General features: G+C 64.1%; 18 protein-coding genes. 13 read left to right on the top strand and 5 right to left on the bottom strand.

Features of this window, described 5'->3' with window-relative positions:
- Nucleotides 1-33 precede the first annotated feature (33 nt).
- The gene (locus KPL76_RS12495) at nucleotides 34-651 is read left to right on the top strand and encodes a hypothetical protein (RefSeq protein WP_216333826.1); all 618 of its coding nucleotides are present in this window, start codon (nucleotides 34-36) and stop codon (nucleotides 649-651) included.
- 132 nt (nucleotides 652-783) lie between these two features.
- On the opposite strand, the gene KPL76_RS12490 is transcribed toward KPL76_RS12495, so the two are convergent.
- A complete protein-coding gene (locus tag KPL76_RS12490) occupies nucleotides 784-2,391 on the bottom strand; it encodes an HNH endonuclease signature motif containing protein (protein WP_216333825.1) in 1,608 nt (535 codons plus the stop codon).
- Nucleotides 2,392-2,555: 164 nt separating this feature from the next.
- On the opposite strand from KPL76_RS12490, the gene truB reads away from it, so the two are divergent.
- The 8 genes from truB (at nucleotide 2,556) to KPL76_RS12450 (ending at nucleotide 10,037) form a co-directional block, all read left to right on the top strand.
- The gene (gene truB / locus KPL76_RS14800; RefSeq protein WP_216333824.1) at nucleotides 2,556-3,710 is read left to right on the top strand and encodes a tRNA pseudouridine(55) synthase TruB; all 1,155 of its coding nucleotides are present in this window, start codon (nucleotides 2,556-2,558) and stop codon (nucleotides 3,708-3,710) included.
- Entirely contained in the window at nucleotides 3,707-4,075 is a 369-nt protein-coding gene (locus KPL76_RS12480) for a hypothetical protein (protein WP_216333823.1), read from the top strand. Before truB ends, KPL76_RS12480 begins: the two co-directional genes overlap by 4 nt.
- 13 nt (nucleotides 4,076-4,088) lie before the next feature.
- Entirely contained in the window at nucleotides 4,089-4,559 is a 471-nt protein-coding gene (locus KPL76_RS12475; RefSeq protein ID WP_253202033.1) for a hypothetical protein, read from the top strand.
- Entirely contained in the window at nucleotides 4,559-5,488 is a 930-nt protein-coding gene (locus KPL76_RS12470; protein WP_216333822.1) for a bifunctional riboflavin kinase/FAD synthetase, read from the top strand. Before KPL76_RS12475 ends, KPL76_RS12470 begins: the two co-directional genes overlap by 1 nt.
- A gap of 89 nt (nucleotides 5,489-5,577) precedes the next feature.
- The gene (locus KPL76_RS12465; protein WP_253202032.1) at nucleotides 5,578-6,771 is read left to right on the top strand and encodes an MFS transporter; all 1,194 of its coding nucleotides are present in this window, start codon (nucleotides 5,578-5,580) and stop codon (nucleotides 6,769-6,771) included.
- A 46-nt stretch (nucleotides 6,772-6,817) separates the two neighbouring features.
- Nucleotides 6,818-7,618, top strand: coding sequence for an SDR family NAD(P)-dependent oxidoreductase (locus KPL76_RS12460; protein ID WP_216333820.1), 801 nt, complete (start codon nucleotides 6,818-6,820; stop codon nucleotides 7,616-7,618).
- A gap of 92 nt (nucleotides 7,619-7,710) precedes the next feature.
- Nucleotides 7,711-9,282 carry an SDR family oxidoreductase gene (locus KPL76_RS12455; RefSeq protein WP_253202030.1) on the top strand — a complete coding sequence of 524 codons (1,572 nt, stop codon included), beginning with the start codon at nucleotides 7,711-7,713 and terminating at the stop codon, nucleotides 9,280-9,282.
- Between the two features lie 170 nt (nucleotides 9,283-9,452).
- Nucleotides 9,453-10,037 (top strand): GDSL-type esterase/lipase family protein, encoded by a 585-nt coding sequence (locus tag KPL76_RS12450; protein WP_216333819.1) that lies wholly within the window; start codon nucleotides 9,453-9,455, stop codon nucleotides 10,035-10,037.
- Between the two features lie 64 nt (nucleotides 10,038-10,101).
- Here the strand turns inward: KPL76_RS12450 and KPL76_RS12445 are convergent, their stop codons facing one another.
- Together KPL76_RS12445 and KPL76_RS12440 are read right to left on the bottom strand one after the other, a co-directional pair.
- Nucleotides 10,102-11,115: a carbohydrate kinase family protein gene (locus tag KPL76_RS12445; protein ID WP_216333818.1), complete on the bottom strand. Its 1,014-nt coding sequence runs from the start codon at nucleotides 11,113-11,115 to the stop codon at nucleotides 10,102-10,104.
- Nucleotides 11,116-11,117: 2 nt separating this feature from the next.
- Nucleotides 11,118-12,041 carry a pseudouridine-5'-phosphate glycosidase gene (locus tag KPL76_RS12440; protein ID WP_216333817.1) on the bottom strand — a complete coding sequence of 308 codons (924 nt, stop codon included), beginning with the start codon at nucleotides 12,039-12,041 and terminating at the stop codon, nucleotides 11,118-11,120.
- A 21-nt stretch (nucleotides 12,042-12,062) separates the two neighbouring features.
- Here KPL76_RS12440 and KPL76_RS12435 point away from each other — a divergent pair, with 21 nt between their 5' ends.
- From KPL76_RS12435 to KPL76_RS12425, 3 genes are all read left to right on the top strand, one after another.
- The gene (locus tag KPL76_RS12435) at nucleotides 12,063-12,413 is read left to right on the top strand and encodes a DUF6804 family protein (protein ID WP_216333816.1); all 351 of its coding nucleotides are present in this window, start codon (nucleotides 12,063-12,065) and stop codon (nucleotides 12,411-12,413) included.
- A gap of 216 nt (nucleotides 12,414-12,629) precedes the next feature.
- Nucleotides 12,630-14,747 (top strand): DEAD/DEAH box helicase, encoded by a 2,118-nt coding sequence (locus KPL76_RS12430; RefSeq protein ID WP_216333815.1) that lies wholly within the window; start codon nucleotides 12,630-12,632, stop codon nucleotides 14,745-14,747.
- Between the two features lie 117 nt (nucleotides 14,748-14,864).
- Entirely contained in the window at nucleotides 14,865-16,481 is a 1,617-nt protein-coding gene (locus KPL76_RS12425) for a stealth family protein (protein WP_371733961.1), read from the top strand.
- A 49-nt stretch (nucleotides 16,482-16,530) separates the two neighbouring features.
- Here the strand turns inward: KPL76_RS12425 and KPL76_RS12420 are convergent, their stop codons facing one another.
- Nucleotides 16,531-17,505: a phosphodiesterase gene (locus KPL76_RS12420; protein ID WP_216333814.1), complete on the bottom strand. Its 975-nt coding sequence runs from the start codon at nucleotides 17,503-17,505 to the stop codon at nucleotides 16,531-16,533.
- A 429-nt stretch (nucleotides 17,506-17,934) separates the two neighbouring features.
- Between KPL76_RS12420 and KPL76_RS12415 the strand changes: the two genes are divergently transcribed.
- Complete coding sequence (locus tag KPL76_RS12415) at nucleotides 17,935-18,948, top strand: magnesium and cobalt transport protein CorA (RefSeq protein ID WP_253202254.1); 1,014 nt, start codon at nucleotides 17,935-17,937, stop codon at nucleotides 18,946-18,948.
- An 11-nt stretch (nucleotides 18,949-18,959) separates the two neighbouring features.
- Here KPL76_RS12415 and KPL76_RS12410 read toward each other — a convergent pair whose 3' ends face one another.
- Complete coding sequence (locus tag KPL76_RS12410) at nucleotides 18,960-20,420, bottom strand: phosphotransferase (protein ID WP_216333812.1); 1,461 nt, start codon at nucleotides 20,418-20,420, stop codon at nucleotides 18,960-18,962.
- Nucleotides 20,421-20,433: the final 13 nt, after the last annotated feature.

Here is a 20,433-nt window from a genome sequence, read left to right as displayed (position 1 = left end):
CCCACGGTCGTTGCCGAAACGTATGCTGGCTGCATGTCCGCCTACCCTCCGACACCGCGCAGTCAGTTCTTCGAAGCCCTGGCCGCGGAGATCGTGCACAACTATGGTCGTGGGCGGGCCATTGTTGCCGTCGATGGCGCCGTCGGCACGGAGAGGTTCGCTGACGACCTTGCCCTTTCCCTGCGAGACACTGGTCGAAGTGTCATTCGCGCACGACTCGATGACTTTCAGCTCCCGAGCGAGACCAGGCTGCAACGCGGGCCTGATTCAGCGGAGGGTTACTACTTCGACCGATATGACTACGCGGCTCTGAAGCGTGTGTTGGTTGAACCGTTTCGTCTGGGTGGGAGCGCGGGGTTCGTGACCGCGCAATTCGACACCCGACGCGACGCCGTGCTCGAGACTCGCTGGGTGACTGCGCCGAAGGATGCGCTGCTGGTCATCAGTGGCCCATTCCTTCAACGCCCGGAACTTCGGGGTGTGTTCCACTTTGTGACGTTCCTCGAGTCGGCGACGGCGATTCTTGATCCGGTGGTCGCCGAAGCGCACGAACTCTACCGGGCAGAAGTTCAGCCGCGCATGAGCGCCGGTGCGATTGTGTCCATCCGCGACGAGGACCACCCGAAACGCGAGTTCGCCGACCGCTGCTGACCGGATGATCGTGCTCATCTCGGATGCACCCGACACTCTGATCGGCGCCTCAGGACACGGGTGGTGTAACCGATGGCCATGATGAAGGTGTGTCCCTCTCCGGTTTGATCTGATGTCACTTTCAGATCGGTCTCAGAATGGCGGGGCATCGCTGATTCTGCCATCGTTGCAGCCATTTTCGACGTCGATCGAGCCATTCGGGCCCACGTTCATGTGTATGTCTGGGTCAGGGTCGGGGTCGGTGTCGGTGCCGGTGCCGGTGTCGATTTCGACGTCGGAGTCGGCGTGCGCGCCATCATCACCTTCGGTGCTTTCTTTGTCGTCGCCTGTCGTTTCGGTGAACTGCATGATGGGTTTCGCGAGTGGTGTGGGGTCGATGGTGTATTCGTAGCCGGCGGGTGAGGTCCAGGTGATGGTTGGTGGTCGCCCGTTGGTGTTGGGGGTTTGCAGGATGGTCCATTCGGTGTGGTGTTTGACTTTGTGGTGCGAAGCACAGAGGGGGCTGAGGTTGTCGTAGCTGGTTTCACCGCCGTCGCCCCAGGCGATGGTGTGGTCAAGGTCTGCGGTGGTTGATGGTTCGCAGGGTGTCGGGAAGGTGCATTCGGTGTGGGTGAGCCGGATCAGCTCGTCAAGGTCGGTGGGGGGTTTGTATCGTTGCCGGCCGTAGCTGAGCACAGCACCGGTGGCGGGGTCGGTGAGGATCCGGGTGAACGAGTGTGCGTGGCGGGTGATGGTGAGGGCGGTGTGCCGGTCGATCGGCCCGAACCCCTCCAGGTTCGCTGGCCCAGACGACTGATCGGGGTCGGGATTCCCGTGGTGGTCGCGGCCCAGCAGTGTGAGGGCGGGGACGGTGACGTTCACGCGGGCCCGGATACCGGGGGCAACCCGTGGGGTGTGGGTGTCACCGTTGAGCATCAGGTCGGTCAGGACGTCGACTTTCAGTTGGCTGAGGGTGCGGGGGTCGCCGTTGTGTTTCGCGGACCTGGCCATGTCGGTGGCCCGGTTGTGGATGGCAGCAGCTTCGACGGCGGCGGTGTACAGGGTCAGGTACGCCATCCCGTCAGACCCGGGCTCCAGATACGTACGCCTCCCAGTGACGGCGTCGGTGTGGCGTTGGCTGTCGGTGCGGGGTTGCACTTCTTCCACACAGGCGCGGGCGATCTTGTCGAGGCGTTGCACGGTCACTTTCCGCGCCCAGGGCAGTACTGTCTTCTCGTACCGTCCGAGCGCTTCCCGGGGGAGCGGGTGCGAACGGTGAACGAGGGTTTCGGTGTGCCGGTACGACACCCGCCCCGCCAACAGAGCCTCCCGCGTGGCCGTGAACGGGCCGGCAAGCCCTTCGCAGGTATCGACCAGCCGGCGCGCGTCGATCTCGGTGAGGTGTAAGGCGACGGCGAGCTCTAAGACGACTTGGCGTTGCACGATCTGGTCAGAGGACCACTGCGGGCCTCCACCCCCACTGCTCGCGAAACTGTCCTGGGTATGAAGCGCGAACCCCACCACCCGGGCCTCCTCGACCAGGAGAGCATGCTCTGCGTGCGCCGCAGCGATCGCCCGATGCGACACCACCACCGCAGCGACCGCAGCCGCAAAACGCTCCCGACGCAACGACGACGACGCTGATGACCGCGACCCTGAGGAGGCCGATCCCGTCTCTGAGCCGAAGCAATCGGGGCCCGTGAAAGTCGGATCAGTCGGGGAGGGATCAATCTCGTCATCAGTGAGTAATGCTCGTGTCATGGCGACAGTCAATCATTCGCCGCCGACACCAACAGCCAAAATCCGCGATCAGTGGACAACTCACAAAGCACGCCAGTTGTGGAGGAGAAGCCCCTTCTGCGCCAGCACCCAGCCGACTTCACCGCCAGGCAGCCACCGATGCCGATCGCTGTTAGCGTTGGTGGGTGACATCATCCGGCCTCACGAGTGGCATCGTGCTCATCGACAAGCCGCAAGGTCTGACCAGCCACGACGTCGTGGCTCGCACCCGCAAGCTGGCGGGCACCCGCAAGGTCGGCCACGCCGGAACGCTCGATCCCCTCGCAACAGGGCTCCTCGTGCTGGGCCTGAATTCATCGACACGTCTGCTCACGTACATTGTCGGTCTCGACAAGGAGTATGAAGCCACCATCCGGCTTGGCGAAGCAACGACTACCGATGATTCTGAGGGCGAGACAATCGAGTCGGCCGATCCCGAGGCGGTGCAGAATCTCACTGCAGCCGACATCGAGCGTGCGCTTGTTCCTCTGACCGGCGACGTCCTCCAGATCCCGAGCTCCGTCAGCGCCATCAGGGTCGACGGCAAACGCGCCTACACCCGCGTTCGCGAGGGCGAGACAGTGGTTCTGGATGCCCGGCCCGTCACCATCGCATCCATCGACGTACTTGATATCTCCCGTGCATCCTCCACCGCGCTTTCAAGCACCCTGACTTCGAACACCGCGCTTTCGAACACTCCGCTTTCGAACACCGCGCTTTCGAACACCCCGACTTCGACCACCTCGACTTCGACCACGGCTGCGTCGCCGCCCCCGGCCTTCGTCGACGTTGCCGTGAGGGTGACGTGCAGTTCGGGGACCTACGTTCGAGCCATCGCCCGCGACCTGGGGGAGGCGCTCGGCGTCGGCGGGCACCTCACTTCGCTTCGGCGAACTCGGATCGGCCCGTTCCAGGTGAACACGGCGCACACCTTGCCCGAACTCGACCCGGCACGAGACCTTGTGCCGCCCGCGACCATCGCCGCGAAGTTGTTTCCTGTGGTCACGCTCGATGCCGAGCGCTCAATCGACCTGCGGAATGGCAAGCGAATCGCCGTGGATGCTCCGAAGGGCTGCACCGTCGCCGCCATCGATCCAGCTGGGGAGCTCATCGGGTTGTTCGAGTCGAAGGGCGGCACGGCGCGCGTGCTGGTGAATTTTCCTTCCGATGCCCGCACGGCGGCAGAAGCGGCCGTAAAGCATGATGCCGTCACAGACGCCGCCGCAGATGAAACCACCGCTGACGAAACCACCGCAGACGAAACCACCGCAGTAGTGACCCCGGAGCAGGATCCCTCATGATCGAATGGTTCTCGACAGCTCAGATCGCGATAGCCGTTCTCGCCGGGGTGCTCTGCCTGGTGCTCGGGTTCGCCGGGAAAGTGCCGAACGACCTCACCATGGGGGCGACGGCACTCGTCGAACTGCTGTTGATCATCCAATTCGTGGTCGCACTGGTCTCACCGGCGCTCGGCAACAACCCTGCTGGAGACCTGCTGATCTTCTACGTGTACATGGTCTCTGCGCTGCTCGTGCCTGTTGCCGCAGCGTTCTGGGCCCTCATCGACCGCACACGATGGAGCACCGTCGTTCTGGGGGTCGCCTGCCTCGCGATCGCTGTGATGGTCTTTCGCATGAACGAAATCTGGTTCGTTCAGAACGTCTAAACTTGGCAGTGCCATGCCATCACCTTCTGCCCCCGACGACATCGGGCACACACCGGTTGTTCCCACGTCGAAGCGCTCCCGAATCTCGGGAGTGGGCCGGGTTCTGGTCGTCGTCTACGCCATTCTCGCCCTCGGAGCATTCGGTCGTTCCCTCGTGCAGATCCTCCACCAGTACAACGATGCACCCCTGGCCTACACGCTCTCCGCCGTCTCGGCCGTGGTCTACATCGTCGCCACGATCGCGCTGGTGGCAGGTGGGGCGTTCTGGTACCGCGTCGCGTGGGTGACGATCTCCTTCGAGATGCTCGGCGTTCTCGTCGTCGGTACCCTGAGCGTTGTGCAACCCGAACTCTTCGCCCATGCATCGGTGTGGTCGTTCTACGGCATCGGGTACCTCTTCATTCCCCTCGTACTGCCGGTTCTCGGCATGATCTGGCTGTCGAAGAACAAGCCCGCCGAGCGAACAGAAGGGGCGGCTGCCTGATGGACGTGTTCAGGTCGGTCTCTGACATTACGGCAGACTTCGGGCCATCGGCAGTGACGGTGGGCAAGTTCGACGGCGTGCACGAGGGCCACCGGGCGGTCATCGGCGAGGTGCTGAGCACTGCGCACCGGGAGGGCCTCCGCGCGGCTGTTGTCACCTTCGACAGGCACCCCCTGCGACTGCTGGCGCCAGAGCGCGCACCTGTCGCTCTCGTCGGTGTCGAACAGAAGCTCGAACTGCTGGCAGAGACGGGTCTGGATGCTGCGCTCATGCTCACGTTCGACGACGTCACCGCGAACCTCAGTCCCCGGGAATTCGTGGAACATATTCTCGTAAACGGTTTGCACGCGCGCGTGGTGATGGTGGGTGCGGACTTCCGTTTCGGCCATCACAGCGAGGGTACGGTTGCCGTGCTCCAGGGCCTGGGCCGCGAATTCGGTTTCGAAGTCCGTCTGATCCCTGATGTGATGCCCACGTCAGACCGGCGCGTGTCGTCTACCTGGATCCGCGAGCTCCTGGCAGAGGGCGATGTGGCGCACGCGGCCAAACTGCTCGGTCATCTCCCGGCTGTAGGAGGTGAGGTCGTCCATGGTGCCAAACGCGGCCGCGAACTCGGTTTTCCGACGGCGAATCTCTCGCCGCGCTCCGAAGGACTCATTCCGGCAGACGGTGTCTACGCCGGGTGGCTCACCGACGGCGACACGCGGTACCCTGCGGCCATCTCCGTGGGCAGCAATCCCACATTCGATGGAGTTCCTCCGAAACAGGTCGAGGCCTTCGTTCTCGATGAGACGATCGATCTCTACGGTCACGAGGTGCTGATCTCGTTCGCCCACTGCATCAGGGGAATGGTGAAATTCACCGGGATCGAGCCCCTCATCGACCAGATGAACGACGATGTGGAGCAGGTCAGAAGTCGCCTAGCGTGACCGGCTCGGGAGCTGATTCCGTACCTCGCCCACCCGTTCCACCACTTACGCGCCCGCTTCCGCTTTGGGCCGGGCGGTCGCTCGCCCTGGTGGGAATCATCCTGGTCGCTGCGAACCTCAGGGCTGCGGTTGCGGCACTCTCTCCGATCTATGCCGACATCTCGGCGGACATTCCCCTCAACAGCCTGGGAATCGGGGTCCTCGGAACGTTGACCCCCGTGTGCTTCGCGCTGTTCGGAATTCTGACTCCCCTCTTCCAACGTCACCTGCGGATCGAGTCCCTGCTCGTGATCGGGCTCGTCGCGACCATCGTCGGAACAGTGGTGCGAATGCTGTCGCCGACGTATGCAGTACTGGTCGTGGGCAGTGTGATCGTTTTCGCGGGCATGGGCGTGGCGAACGTGCTGTTGCCGCCATTGGTGAAGAAGTATTTCCTCGATCGCCTCGGTCTCGTCACGGCACTGTACTCGACGACCCTGGCGATCTCGGCCATGATTCCGGCCCTCGTCGTGGTCCAGCTCAGCTCTGAGGCGGGATGGCGGAGCGCTGTGGGGGTGTGGGGTGTACTCGCGGTCGCTGCGCTCGTGCCGTGGATCGTCATGTATTTTCGCGATGTCAGGCAGAACCCCGACGTCAGGCGAGTCGAAGGTGTTGTTGCCATCGCTCCGGCAGCGGTGGTCGGTAGAGTGAGGCACTCCCGTGTCGCATGGGCCCTGGGGATCCTCTTCGGTCTGACGGCGCTCAACGTCTATGCGGCATTCGCCTGGATGCCCCAGATCCTGCTCTCGATCGCCGGGGTCGATGAAGGGCAGGCCGGAGTCCTGCTCGCGCTCTACGTGGCAATGGGAATCCCGGCGTCTCTGCTCATTCCCGTCCTAGCGGCGCGTTTGAAGAACGTGGCTCTCCTGATCTGGCTTGGGGCAGGGTTCTACGCAACGGGATACCTCGGCCTCTTGATCGCTCCGACCGCGGCGCCCTGGCTGTGGATGATTCTCGCCGGGCTCGGCCCGCTGCTGTTCCCACTCTCACTCCTGCTGATCAACCTCCGCACGCGCACCCAGGAGGGAGCCGTCGCCCTCAGTGGGTTCGCCCAGGGCCTCGGCTACCTGGTCGGTGCCTCAGGGCCACTGGTTGTCGGGGTGCTCCACCAGGTCTCTGGCCAGTGGACGGGATCGCTGGTCTTTCTGCTCTGCACCGCCGTTGCCGTCGTCGTCGTCGGACTGATCGTCGCCAAGCCGCACTTTCTCGAAGACGACTGGCACAAGGGCGTGCGGGCTCGCTGACCGCACCGATCCGGGCTGTTGCCTCGGAATCAGGCAGACTGAGTCCATGCGCATCATCATCACCGGATCCAGCTCAGGCATCGGCCGGGCGGCCGCCACAGCACTCGCGGCCCTCGGCCACGACATCGCGGTCGTCGGGCGGAGCAGAGCCCGCGTCGAGGAAGTGGCCCGCGAGGTCAACGGAGACCCCTTCGTCGCCGATTTCGACAGCATCGCTGAGGTGCGAAAGCTCGCGGCCGAGTTGCTCGATAAGTATCCGCGCATCGACGCCCTCGCGAACAACGCTGGCGGCGTCATCGACAAGCGTGCCATCACGCCCGACGGCTTCGAGCGCACCTGGCAGAGCAATGTGCTCGCTCCCTTCGTGCTCACCCAGATGCTGCTTCCGCGCCTGCTCGAAAGCAATGCCACGGTCGTGTTCACCTCGAGTGTCGCCCAGAAATTCGGCACAGTCGATGTCACCGATCCCAACTCCACGGGCGGCGTCTGGTTGCGCGGCTTCTCCGCCTATGGACAGGCGAAACGCGCCGATGCAATGCTCGCGAAAGAACTTGCCCGCCGCACCCCCCTCTCCACCTACTCATTTCACCCCGGCGGCGTCGCCACCCGCTTCGCCGGCCTCGACCAGAGCCCGGTCTCCGGCCTCGTCCGGCGTTTCATGCGCACACCTGAGGAAGGCGCCGCCCTTCTTGTTCGTCTGCTCACCGAAGAGGTGCATGCCGCATCCGGCTCGTATTTCACGGCGTGGGACAAGCCGGACAAAGGTCTGGTGAGCCAGGCGCTCGACCCGAGCGAAGGTGCAAAACTGTGGGAGCTCCTCGAGCGCGAAAGCGCACAGCACCCGTAGCCGCCTGCACGCCTGAGCGACCATCTCGCTCGAAGTGACCGGGTGTCCGTCATTTCGTGCATCCACCCAGCGCAGCGGCGTAGCCTGTAACAGTGACGACTGAAGTGACGAATGAAGTGACGACTCAACGGACTGTATTGGTGACCGGTGCGACCGGCTACATCGGTGGGCGACTGGTTCCCCGCCTCCTCGACGCGGGGTTCGCGGTGCGGGTGCTCGTTCGCAATCCCGTCAAGCTTGCTGACGTGCCCTGGGCCGACCAGGTCGACATCCGACAGGGTGACCTGAGCGACGGGCCGTCCCTCGAGACCGTCTTCGACGACATCGACGTGCTCTACTACCTGGTGCATTCCATGGGCGGCAAAGGGCACTTCGACGGCACCGAACTCACGAGTGCCAAGAATGTTGCGCAGCGCGCTCTCGCTTCCCACGTGAAGCGCATCGTCTACCTCGGTGGGCTCCACCCCGAGGGTGTCGCCCTTTCAACACACCTGCGCTCGCGTGCTGCTGTCGGCAGTGTGCTCTTGCGGTCGGGGGTTCCGACGATCGCCCTGCAGGCGGGAGTCATCATCGGCTCCGGCTCCACGAGTTTCGAGATGATCAGGCATCTCACCGAAGTCCTGCCCTACATGCCCGCGCCCAAGTGGGTGCGCAACTTCATTCAGCCCATCGCTGTTCGCGACGTGCTGTACTACCTGGTGAAGGCGGCGGATGTTCGGCAGAGCCTCAATCGAACCTTCGACATCGGCGGCCCCGATGTGCTTCGGTACGGCCAGATGATGAATGGATACGCGGTCGAGGCCGGGTTGCACCAGCGGCCGATCGCCTCGCTGCCCGTCTTCACCCCGTGGCTTGCTTCGCAATGGGTGAATCTCGTCTCACCGATTCCACGCAACCTCGCCGTGCCGATCATCGAATCGCTGCAGTTCGACTGCGTAGCGAGTGAGCATGACATCGCCGACTACATTCCCGACCCCGAGGGCGGCCTCACCGGATATCGTCGCTCGGTGCGGCTGGCTCTCGAGAAGATGCGCTTGGGCCAGGTCGAGACGAGCTGGCAGGATTCGGATGTTCGCGGCGCCCCCAGCGACACCCTGCCAAGCGACCCGGAGTGGACGGGCCATACCGTCTACACAGACCTGAAGGTTCGCGAGACCGATGCGAAGCCGGGTGATCTCTGGCGCGTCATCGAGGGGATCGGGGGCGACAACGGGTGGTACTCCTTCCCGCTCGCCTGGACGATCAGGGGCTGGATGGATTCCGTCGTCGGCGGCGTGGGGTTGCGGAGAGGGCGGCGCAACCCGGATCACCTGCACACGGGCGACGCGCTCGACTTCTGGCGGGTCGAGGCGATCAAACGCGGCAGGTTCCTGCGCCTGCGCGCTGAGATGAAAGTGCCAGGGCGCGCGTGGCTGGAGATGACCAGCACCCCGGCCGCAGGTGGGGGCTCTGTGTACACCCAGCGTGCGGTGTTCTTTCCGACGGGACTTGCGGGTCGCCTCTACTGGTACTCGATCCTTCCCTTCCATGGCATCATCTTCAACGGCATGGCACACCGCATCACCGAGACTGCACGGGGCGAGGCGCTTCGTCAGAACGAGCATCCGAAACCCACAAAGAAAGCACCGGAGTCGGCTGCCACCACGGCAGAAGAGGTCGTCTGACCAGCTGTTCCTGTGCCCGCCGACCGTGTTCTGGTCATCGATTGACCGCCGGTCGGCGCGTGTTGCGTCACTGCGAAGCGACTGGCTAGGTGGACGTTTCGGGTGAGTCGGGGGAGAATGGGGGTTCGCGTAGCCCGAATCACGGCACACCCATACTTTCGGAGGCGAAGTTGCTCGAAAACACCACTCTCGTATTCCTCGGTGACAGCATCACCGAGCATGGCCGCTGGCAGGAGTGGTTCGGCAGCTACGAGACGCACAACCTCGGCGTTGGCGGCGACACGACCGACGAGGTGAAGGCCCGCCTCGACGATGTCGTCGCGCTAAGCCCCGGCACTGTGGTGTTGCTCGTGGGGTCGAACGACCTCGCCAAGAACCGTTCGGTCGAACACATCGTGCAGAACATCGAGACGATCCTCGTGACCCTGCGGAACGAGTTGCCTGACGCGGAGATCCTGTTGCAGTCGGTGATGCCGCGAGGGCACGAGTACGCCGACGAGATCCGCGACATCAATCGCCACATCTGGCAGTTCGCGTCGAGCGTGCGAACCCACTACCTCGACCTGTGGCCCGCACTCGCACTCCAGGATGGCGAGCTCAACCCGGAGTACACCGACGACAGGCTGCATCTCACCGAAGCCGGTTACGAGGCGTGGCTCTCCGAGCTGGAGCCGGCCCTGGAGCGCGTGCACGGCCTGCCGCCCAAGAGCAGGCCCATCCGGCTGCCCGAACTGCGAAACATCAACCTGGCCTGAACTGCCCTCGACTGCCCTGGCTCGGTCTGCCTCCGTCTGACGCAGCGCCGGCTGCGGATGCCCGTCAGCGGTGATGGTGTGAGACGACGCCGGGCGGCCGGGCCCCGACGACACTGATCGCCCGGGATGCCGTTGCCACTCCGAGGTCCCCTGCCCGTTGCAGCCTGACCGACTCCGAACCACGCATGCTCCCGCCCGGTTCTCCCGGGTTGAAGGGGTTCTCGCCGGCGTGCAACCCCTCGAACATTCCGGCGAGAAACCCGGCATTGAAGGCGTCGCCGGCCCCCGTTGTGTCACGCGGCTCTGCCGGAACGCAGTCGATCGTCAGTCTCAGCCCTGACTTGGTGGCGACCAGGGCGCCGCTCCGACCCAGTGTCAGCGCGACGACGTCGAACAGAGTGACCAGTGAATCGACGATCTCTGCCGGAGTGGTGTGGCCGGTCAACGCCCGACCCTCGTCGAGATTCGGGAAGAGCACGTCGGCCCCGCTCACACAATCGAGAAAAGCCGCGGCGCCGTGATCGTCGAGAAAGCCGGAGGAGCCCGGGTCGACCGAAACTGTAACCCCGTTCAGATGCGCCCTCTCGACGAGCGCCCTGAAGGCTGCCAGAGGCTGCCCGCTGAACACGGTGTACCCGGTGAAATGGAGGTGCGAAGCGACCACCAGCAGGGCGTCGCTGACGTCGTGTGGTGAAGTGAGGCTGTTCGCGCCGCGTTCGGTCAGCATGGTGCGGCTGTCATCGCGACCGACGATGACGACGATCGTTCCTGTCGGCAGGATGCTCTCACCCAGCAGGTGCGGAGTGACACCCGACTCGCGCAGCGCATTCGAGTGCCTGACCGTGTCGACCATGTTGGTGTGGCCCACGAAATCGACAAGCGTGCCCAGCGTGCCAAGCCATGCCGCGGTGTTGGCCGCGGATCCGCCCGGACGTCGTTCGATGTGCGCGAGAGTGTCGGTGTCGGGCCTGATCTGCGAGTCAGGTGTGACGATGATGTCATCGAAGACGTCACCTATGGTGACAACCCGTACGGCTCGGTGGTCGGCAGAGTCTTCGCCCGCTTCCGAACCGGTCACGGTCACCGACTGCTCCCGGCCGCGCTGGTCCAGGCTGTGGCGATCTCTCCGGCCAGCCGCACGTTGTTGCGGGCGATGTCGAGGTTCACTTCGAGGCTGCGACCACCGGAAGCGCCGACGATGTACGAGAGCAGGAAGGGCGTCACGGCCTTGCCGCGGATTCCGCGGGCATCCGCTTCGGCCAGGGCTTCGAGAAGCACCGCGTCGTGTTCGGCGGGTTCCCACTGAAGTTCAGGGGGAAGCGGGTTCGCGACGATGATGCCCTGGCCGTGGCCGAGGTCGTCCTGCCCCTGCATGACGGCGGCGACCTCCTCTGGTGAGTCGACCGACCAGTCGATCTGCTCACCAGATTCGGTGAGCCAGAAACTCGGGAAGTTGGTGGTGCGGTACCCGACCACAGGAACACTCAGGGTCTCGAGCCGTTCCAATGTTCCGGCGATGTCCAGCACCGATTTGACCCCTGCCGCCACCACAGTGACTCCGGCGAGGGCGAGTGCACTCAGATCGGCAGACTCGTCGAACGAGGTGTTGGCGCCGCGGTGCACTCCGCCGAGGCCACCCGTGGCGAACACCCGAACGCCAGCCCGGCCGGCGAGGTACGCGGTCGCAGCCACCGTGGTCGCGCCGCTGATCTTCTTCGCTGCAAGGATGGGCAGGTCGCGCACGCTGGCTTTGACCATGTCTTCGTCGGCGATTCGGCGCACTCCGTCTTCATCGAGGCCGATTCGGGGCACCCCGTCGAGAACCGCGATCGTCGCCGGAGTCACTCCGGCAGAGCGCAGGATCTCTTCGAATTCCTGGGCCGCCTCGAGATTCCGGGGCCGAGGCAGACCGTGCGAGATGATGGTCGACTCGAGGGCGACGACGGGTCGCCCGTCCTGCAGGGCGTCGGCGACAGCATCGGAGATGACGAAGGGCTGGTTCATGGTTCTAGGCTAGGCCTTACCATGAGCCAGCAGAAGTCGACGTCCCGCTACCCCACCTTCACCCGAACGGCCCTGGCGCCAGGGCTTCTGGCGGCGATCTGCCTCCTCGCAGCCGTCGCCGTCATCGGCTCGGGGTGGTTCACCATCCTGCAGTTCGCGATCACCATCCTCGCGCTGATCGTGTGCGTCTTCGCCTGGCAGGCCCAACAGTGGTGGTGGCTCATCGGGCTGGTCCCGGTCGCCGTCGTCTGGAACCCGGTGTGGCCCCTGAGCTTCGACCCGCCCGTCTGGTACGCCCTTCATCTCGCCGCCGCGATCATCTTCGTTGCCGCCGGCCTGTTCATCAAGGTTCCGGTCTCCACGAAGAAGTGACCTTGCAGGGCACTGACTCGCGCACAGCCCTGAGCGTCGCGGGCGAATTCTCGGCAGGATCGGGTAATATGGCTGCAGCACGGGGAAGTTCGGCTCTAACGTCGTCCGTGGCTCGGTGGATCACCGCTGGAGTTGTTACACAGCTGTCATCCGCTCGCGTCGCGTTGCACGACCACGAATTCCCTGTGAGTCACGTCACCACTCCACAGGAGGAGCATGTCTCGATCAGGCGTTCGCCGATCATCCCGCACGGTCGACAACACCGGCCTCATCCCGATTCTTGCGCGCAAGGTGAGGGAAGTCGAAGCGGCTGCCCAGCGGGGTAAGGTCGTGCCGTCGAATCGCACGAAGTTCCTCGTCGTGGCGCTGCTCATGCGCGAGGAGCGCGCTCGCATCAAGGCCGATGCCGAGCTCAGCGAGCCAGAGCGCACGGAACAACTCAAGCGACTCGACGGTATTGCGGGCATCCTCGCCCAGACGGCAGCCCGCGACACCTCCCTGATCACCTTGCTAGAAAGCGATGCCGCAGTTTCACCCGTCGCTCAGCGGCTGCGTCGAGAGTACCTGACCGACGCGGGGATCGAGGTTCCTGAAGAGGCACCGCAGGCACCTCTCGCCGCCTCGCCCTTCGCTTCTGACTTCTCTGAGCGCCAGGTCGTTCCCCAGTCGGTGAAGGCACGGCAGATGGCCAATCCCTTTCTGGCTCCGGACTTCAGTGCGGCAGCCGCCCACAGGCCAGTCTCGCGCGGTAGGCTCTCGAGCTGGGAACTGCTCGGCCCGCTCTACCGGGCATTCGAATACGGTTCTGGCGGCAGCGTCGCCAGCATGGATCTTCCTCCAGCGCCCGTGATCGACCGGATCTCTCCTCCCGGCCACGAACTCATGCACCACCAGGCACGGTTCATCGCCTCCGTCGCTGCCGGTCACCGGTCTTTCCTGCTTGCTGACGAGCCCGGCCTCGGCAAGACCGCGCAGTCGCTGCTCGCCGCCTCGGTCTCCGATTCGTATCCGCTGCTCGCCGTCGTGCCCAACGTCGTGAAGATGAACTGGGCCCGCGAGGTCGAGATCTGGACGCCGCAGCGCCGGGCGACGGTCATCCAGGGCGATGGAGCAACGCTCGACGCCTTCGCCGACGTGGTGATCGTGAACTACGACGTGCTCGACCGTCACCTCGCCTGGCTCGGAACGCTGGGTTTCAAGGGCATGGTCGTCGACGAGGCGCACTTCATCAAGAACCTGCAGTCGCAGCGGTCGAAGAATGTCCTTGCCCTGGCCGAGCGAATCAGAAAGTTCGCTCCAGGGGGAGACCCGCTGATGATGGCCCTCACCGGAACCCCGCTCATCAACGACGTCGACGACTTCCGCGCCATCTGGCAATACCTCGGCTGGATCGACGGCGACAAGCCCACTCCTGTGCTCATGGAGAAGCTCGAAGACACGGGCCTCACCCCTGCCGACTTCGGTTTCTTCGCCGAGGCCCGCGATGCCGTCATCGACATGGGTATCGTCAGGCGCAAGAAGGTGGATGTCGCCGCTGACCTCCCGGCAAAGCGAGTGGTCGACCTTCCGGTCGAACTCGACGACGACCTGGGCCGTTCGATCAGGCAGGCCGAAGCCGAGCTGGGTAAGCGGCTGCTCACGCGCTACAAGCGCGCAGCATCCGGAGCCCTCGGCTCGAGCTACGACACCTCCGACGGCCCGAATCGCGAACTCATGCGCATGGTCGCCAAGGCCGAACTCGAAGAGTCGAAGGCGTCGTCGTCGGGTGAGAACGTGTTCACCATGGTGCGCAAGATCGGGCAGGCCAAGGCTGGTCTCGCGGCAGACTACGCGGCACAACTGGCCAGGTCGGTCGGCAAGGTCGTGTTCTTCGCCAAGCACATCGATGTGATGAACCAGGCTGAGGAGGCCTTCGCCAAGCGCGGGCTCCGCACGATCTCGATCCGGGGAGACCAGTCGGCGACGTTCCGGCAGACCCAGATCGATGCCTTCAATGGTGATCCCGAGGTTTCGGTCGCGGTGTGCTCCCTGACCGCAGCGGGCGTCGGTCTGAACCTGCAGGCGGCTTCGAACGTGGTGCTGGCCGAACTCTCATGGACCGCAGCGGAACAGACCCAGGCCATCGACCGGGTACACCGCATCGGCCAGGCCGAGCCTGTCACCGCCTGGCGGATCATCGCAGCGCAGACCATCGACTCGAAGATCGCCGAACTGATCGACAGCAAACAGGGTCTCGCGGCCCGGGCACTCGACGGTTCTGACGCGGAGATCACGACGTCAGACAGTGTTCAGCTGGATGCCCTGGTGCACCTGCTCGAACAGGCGCTGTCATAGACTCGCCCCTTACCCCGAAAACCCGTTTCGGTGCGTCATGACGTGCTTCGTCATGTGCACAATGACAACTTTCACGAAGAGAACCTTCACGAAGAGAACTAAGGAGTTGTTCCGCTGATATCGACAGGTAGTGCTGCGACTCACAATGTCGCCCTCGAGACGCCACTCGAACCCGAAGCTCCCGAAGAGCTCTTCAGCGCAGCATCCGGGCACCTGGGTGCTCCGCGATCGTGGCCGAGGAGCCACGGGCGAAGCGATGTGGTGGTGCGCAAGGGTCTGTTGACGCAGGTCAACACGACGCTGACGCCACACGAAGCCATGGTCGAAGACCTTCTCTTCGTCAGGCAGGCTCTCGCCGACGCGGCGATTCCGTTCTTTCTGATTCGGGGCAACGATGAACGGCCGGTTGTTGTGGTCAGCGCAGCCCGGCGGCTGAAGCTCGAGCGCGTGCTTGCTGCGGCGTGTGCAGACGAACCGATGTACTCCAAGACTGTCGAGGGTAAGAAGCGGCCGCCGGTGCTCGTGTGCGATGGTGTGCTGTCTGAGAGTCGCAAGGCCCGGATCTTCAGGCTCTACCGCCCGCGTGTCGAGCCCGTGGGTGGCCTGACGTATGGGTCGTCGACGGGAATCGAGCTCCAGCTCTGGAGTTTCGAAGAAGACGTGATCGTCTGCCCGGTGGAGAACTCGCTCACCAGGCGTGTCCTGCAGAGGTCAGAGGCGATCGAGTCCACCGTCGAGCTCTACGGCAAGACGTGGAACTCGCTGCGTGGCATGTTCGACGTTCAGGCCAACGACGTCGTCTTCGACATCGACATGGTGTTCTCCTGGGTCGACGGCAACGACGTGGACTACCAGAGACGTCGTAAGGCTCAGACGGGCGAATACATCCTGGGGGAGGGAGACGATTCCGATGCCCGGTTCCGCCAGATCGACGAGCTCAAGTACGCCCTGCGATCGGTGTACATCTTCGCGCCCTGGGTCCGTCGGATCTTCATCGCGAGCGACTCGGCCAAACCCGACTGGCTCGCCGATCATCCGCAGGTCACCTTCGTTCGCAGCGAAGAGTTCTTCAGCGACCCCTCGGTACTGCCCACCCACAACTCGCAGGCCGTCGAGAGCCAGTTGCACCACATCCCCGGCATCAGCGAACACTTTCTCTACTCGAACGACGACATGTTCTTCGGTCGGCCCGTTCAGCCCAACATGTTCTTCTCCAGCGGCGGAGTCACCAAGTTCATCGAGGCGACGACGAGAATCGGCCTCGGCGAGAACGGCGTTGAGCGAAGTGGATTCGAGAACGCGGCCCGCGTCAACCGCCAGCTCCTCTTCGACACGTTCGGGCGCATCATCACCCGGCACCTCGAACACGCCGCGGCACCGTTGCGGCGCAGCGTCATGAGCGAACTCGAGATGGAGTTCGCCGACGATTTCGCCCGCACGGCAGCGAGCAGGTTCCGGTCGAGCACCGACATCTCCGTCACCAATTCGCTCTACCACTACTACGCACTGATGACCGGCCGGGCCGTCGTGCAGGAGTCGGCCAGCGTCTGCTACGTCGATACGACCATGCGCTCAGGTCTTGGATTGTTGCCCGGAATCCTGCGCAAGAGGGCGTTCGACTTCTTCTGCCTGAACGATGGCAGCTACCCAGAGGTCTCGGCCGAAGAGCGCCTGCAGACTGTGCAGGCGTTCCTCGAGCACTACTTCCCCTTCAAAGCGCCCTGGGAGAGGTAGAGCCCCGGCACCCCGGAGAGATCACGGATCACGAACGAGTGTCGTCGCCTCAGGCGACGACCAGGGCCGGGATGACCAGCGGCGCCTCTGCGGGAACCGGTGCGTTGACCGCGGGAGCGATCTCGACGCCGGCCGTCTCGAGAATCGCCGCCGTCTCTGCGGCGCTGGTGTACGAGACGCGGGCGTAATGGCCGATCGGCACGACCGAGTGCAGCACGGTGTTCTCATACACGTGGATGAGGTTGAACGCCTGGGCGCCATCGCGAGCGAGCGTACCGCCGACGGGTACGTTCAGATCCTGGGTGTAGCACGTTGCAGAGGCAACGGAAACCGGCACGCCGGCGAACATTGCCGTACTCGAGTAGTGCAGGTGGCCTGCGATGATCGAGCGCACGTCGGAGCCCAGAATGACTTCGGCGAGCGAGGCTTGGTCGCGGAGTTCGACCATCACGGCAAGGTCGAGCACGCTCGGCACAGGCGGGTGATGCAGGGCGAGGATCGTGCCGTGCGGAGCCGGGCTCGCCAGCTCCTCTGCCAGCCAGTCGAGCTGTTCGTGGCTGATCTCCCCGTGGTGCGAACCGGGCACGGTGGAGTCGAGCGTGATGATCCGCAGTCCATTCACGTCGTAGACACGGTCGATGGGCTTCATCGACGGAAGCTGGTCGAGGAGACCGGCACGGAACGCAGCGCGGTTGTCGTGGTTGCCCATGACCCAGATCACCTCTGCGCCCATGGTCGCGGCAGCCGGCTCGACGATCGCCCGGAGCTTCTCATAGGCCTTCGGGTCGCCCTTGTCGGCGAGGTCCCCGGTGAAGACGATTGCTTCGGGCCTGGCACCAGAGGCCGTCAGATCTGCGAGGATCTCGAGCAGGTGGCCCTCGCTGTCGACCTTGTCGTACAGCAGATCATCGGAACCCACAAAATGGGTGTCGCTGAAGTGAAGGATGAAGTGGTCTGGCCTCGGGTACTGGGTCTGTTTCCGGTACTGGGCCGGCTCAGTTTCCTGGGCCACAGTGACTGACATCGGGTGTTCGCCATTTCGGGTTAGCGTGCTGCGGTTCTGGCCAGGCTTTCATCCTGGCCTCGCTGCCGGGCTCGTGACCCGTCAGATCGTGCTGTGGAACAACACAAGCAGAGAAACCTGAACGAGCGGTTAACGCCACGCGGTCAGTGTGCTAACGCTCCACAGTTTCTCACCAAGTGATTTGTGCCTCACAGAGTATGGCATTCTGGGACCGAAACGCCCAGTGAATTTGTCACAGTGTGGTGTCATGTTCAGCTTCGGGTCAGCTGGCCCACAACGGGGCCAGGAATGGGAAGGGTGGCGCAGCCGGTGAAGACCACGAAGTTCCAGAGCGTTATCAAGGGGATATCGGGCATCCGGCCGGGTTCGAAGGCCCCGGAGACGGTCGAGACTCCAACCATTCCTGCTGCCGCCGGCACCAGGCGAAGCATGGTCGACAACGCCATCTATGCTGGCGGAAAACGAGTGCTCTCACCCTCCACTCCCGACGAGACGATCGCGGCGCTCGGGGCCATCCCCGACGGTCTTGCGTGGATCGGCCTGTACAGGCCTTCGGCACCCGAACTCCTCGAGATGGAGAATGACTTCAACCTCCACCCGCTCGCCATCGAAGACGCGGTGGGCGCCCATCAGCGACCCAAGCTGGAGCGCTATGGCGACGTTCTGTTCGTCGTGCTGCGCGCGGCGTTCTACGTCGACGAGCGTGAAGAGGTCGAATTCGGCGAGCTGCATATCTTCGTCGGCCCGAACTTCGTGATCTCGGTTCGCCACAGTGAATCTCCTGACCTCTCGGTTGTGCGCAGGCGCATGGAGAGCGAACCCGAGCTTCTGGCTCTCGGGCCGGTGGCCGTGCTCTACGCCATCATGGATGCGGTGGTCGACCAGTACGCGCCGGTCGTCGCCGGCCTCGAGACCGACATCGACCAGATCGAGGCACAGGTCTTCGAAGGAGACCCCCAGGTCTCCCGGCGCATCTACGAGTTGTCACAGGAGGTGCTCGACTTCCAGCGCGCCACACTCCCGCTGACGGGCATGCTCGAGACGCTTCGGGCCCTGTTCGACCAGGTCGACGGCACGATCGAGTTGAAGCGCGCCTTTCGTGACGTTCTCGACCACGTCACGGTCGTCAACGACCGGGTCGACGGTTTTCGACAGACCCTTCGCGAGATCCTGACGGTGAACGCCACGCTCGTGGCCCAGCGCCAGAACGAAGACATGAAGAAGCTCGCAGAGACAAGCAACCACCAGAACGACGAGGTCAAGAAGATCTCAGCGTGGGCGGCGATCTTCTTCGCGCCGACGGTCGTGACCGGTATCTACGGTATGAACTTCGACATCATGCCCGAGTTGCATTTCGCCTGGGGTTACCCTGCGGCCATCGGACTCATGGTGGCACTCAGCACCGGCCTCTACGTGATGTTCAAGCGCCGCGGCTGGCTGTGACGACGAGCCTGTCAGCGACGGCGATTCGCCAGTCTCGCCACGGCGGTGACAGGAATCGTCACCCAGCTCGGCCGGTTGCGCACTTCGTAGATCGCTTCGTAGAGCGCCTTGTCGATCTCGAACGCATCAAGCAGGGCACGGTTTGCGCGCAACTCGATGCCTGAACGTTCAGCGTAGCCGTCGAGAAACGCGTCCCTGGCCTCGTGTGCCCACGCGGCGGCATCGTCGCCGAGCTTCTCGTCTCCGGGGTGTGACTGGGCGAACGAGCCCGCGACGTAGTCGAATGATCGCAGCATGCCAGCGATGTCACGAAGGGTCAGGTCAGGCTGGTTTCGCTCGACCATCGGGCGGAGCGGTTCTCCTTCGAAGTCGACGAGTACCCACCCACCATCGGGTACGGCGAGCACCTGGCCCAGATGGTAGTCCCCGTGGATGCGCTGCAGCCGGGGCCACGGGCTGGCCGCGGCGACTTCGAACAGGTGCTCGATCGCTTCGCTGTGTGCGGCGAGAGCTGGTACCTCCCGCACAGCCCCAGCGTGGCGCCGACGCATACTCGCCAGTACGCCGGCGATGAGTTCAGGCGACGGTGCGAGCGTCGGCATGACCTCTGCGAGCGTCTCGTGAACCTCTGCCGTCGCTGCACCGAGCGCTCGTGCTTCTGCCGTGAACGATTCGACCTTGCGTGCCGATTCGAGGGCGACTCGCCACGCGTCTTCGACCCCCGGCAGGAACTGCTGTGCGAAGGCCAGATGACCAGAGGTGCGGCCGTCGGGCATCCGGGAGTCCTGCCACTGGCCCACGACGCTGCCGATGGAGGCCGGGACTTTGTCAGACCCGGCCTTGGCCAGCGCTGACTGCAGAACCACATCGGGGTTGTTGCCGTGGTGGAGCACCCGGAAGACCTTGCAGATGACGCCAGGGGCAGGCTCGCCGTCAGCGGTGGTCACCGTCATGATGATCGAGGTGTTCGACTGCTCGCCACTCAGGACTTTCGACGAGACGACGACAAGTGGATGCCCGGGGGTCTGGCTTCGGCCGCTCGCAGTGGCGCCACCGATACTTGCCGAGGCGCCTTCAGCTGCGGTCACTCCGTCGCGCGTGACCAGGTCGAGCAGAGCAGAAGAGTAGTCGAGATCGTGCGTGCCGTCGTAGACGAAGGCCGACGGCCCGGGGTGGTCGAAGACTGCAATGAGCGGCTGGCTTTCGCCGGGCATCCGATCGCGCCGAACGGTTATCGGCACCTGATAGAGCTTGCCCTGAGGGCCGCCTTCGTCGAGCACCAGAGCCGTCACGAGGTGAGTACCCGGATCCGCAGCGGGCCCAGGGGTGAATTCGAAGCTGCCGACCAGCCGCAGGTCTGGCTGGGTTCCCTTTCCCTGGAACCAGCGCTGCGACGGCATCCACAGGGCGAGAGCATCGACCAGCGCGACTTCGTCGACGCCGCCGATCTGCGTTGTGCCCATTTCTGCCATCAGCCCGACCCCT

Origin of the sequence: Subtercola sp. PAMC28395, assembly GCF_018889995.1 — a bacterium.
In the GTDB taxonomy this organism is placed as follows: Bacteria; Actinomycetota; Actinomycetes; order Actinomycetales; family Microbacteriaceae; genus Subtercola.
This window is presented reverse-complemented; position numbering and strand designations above follow the sequence as displayed.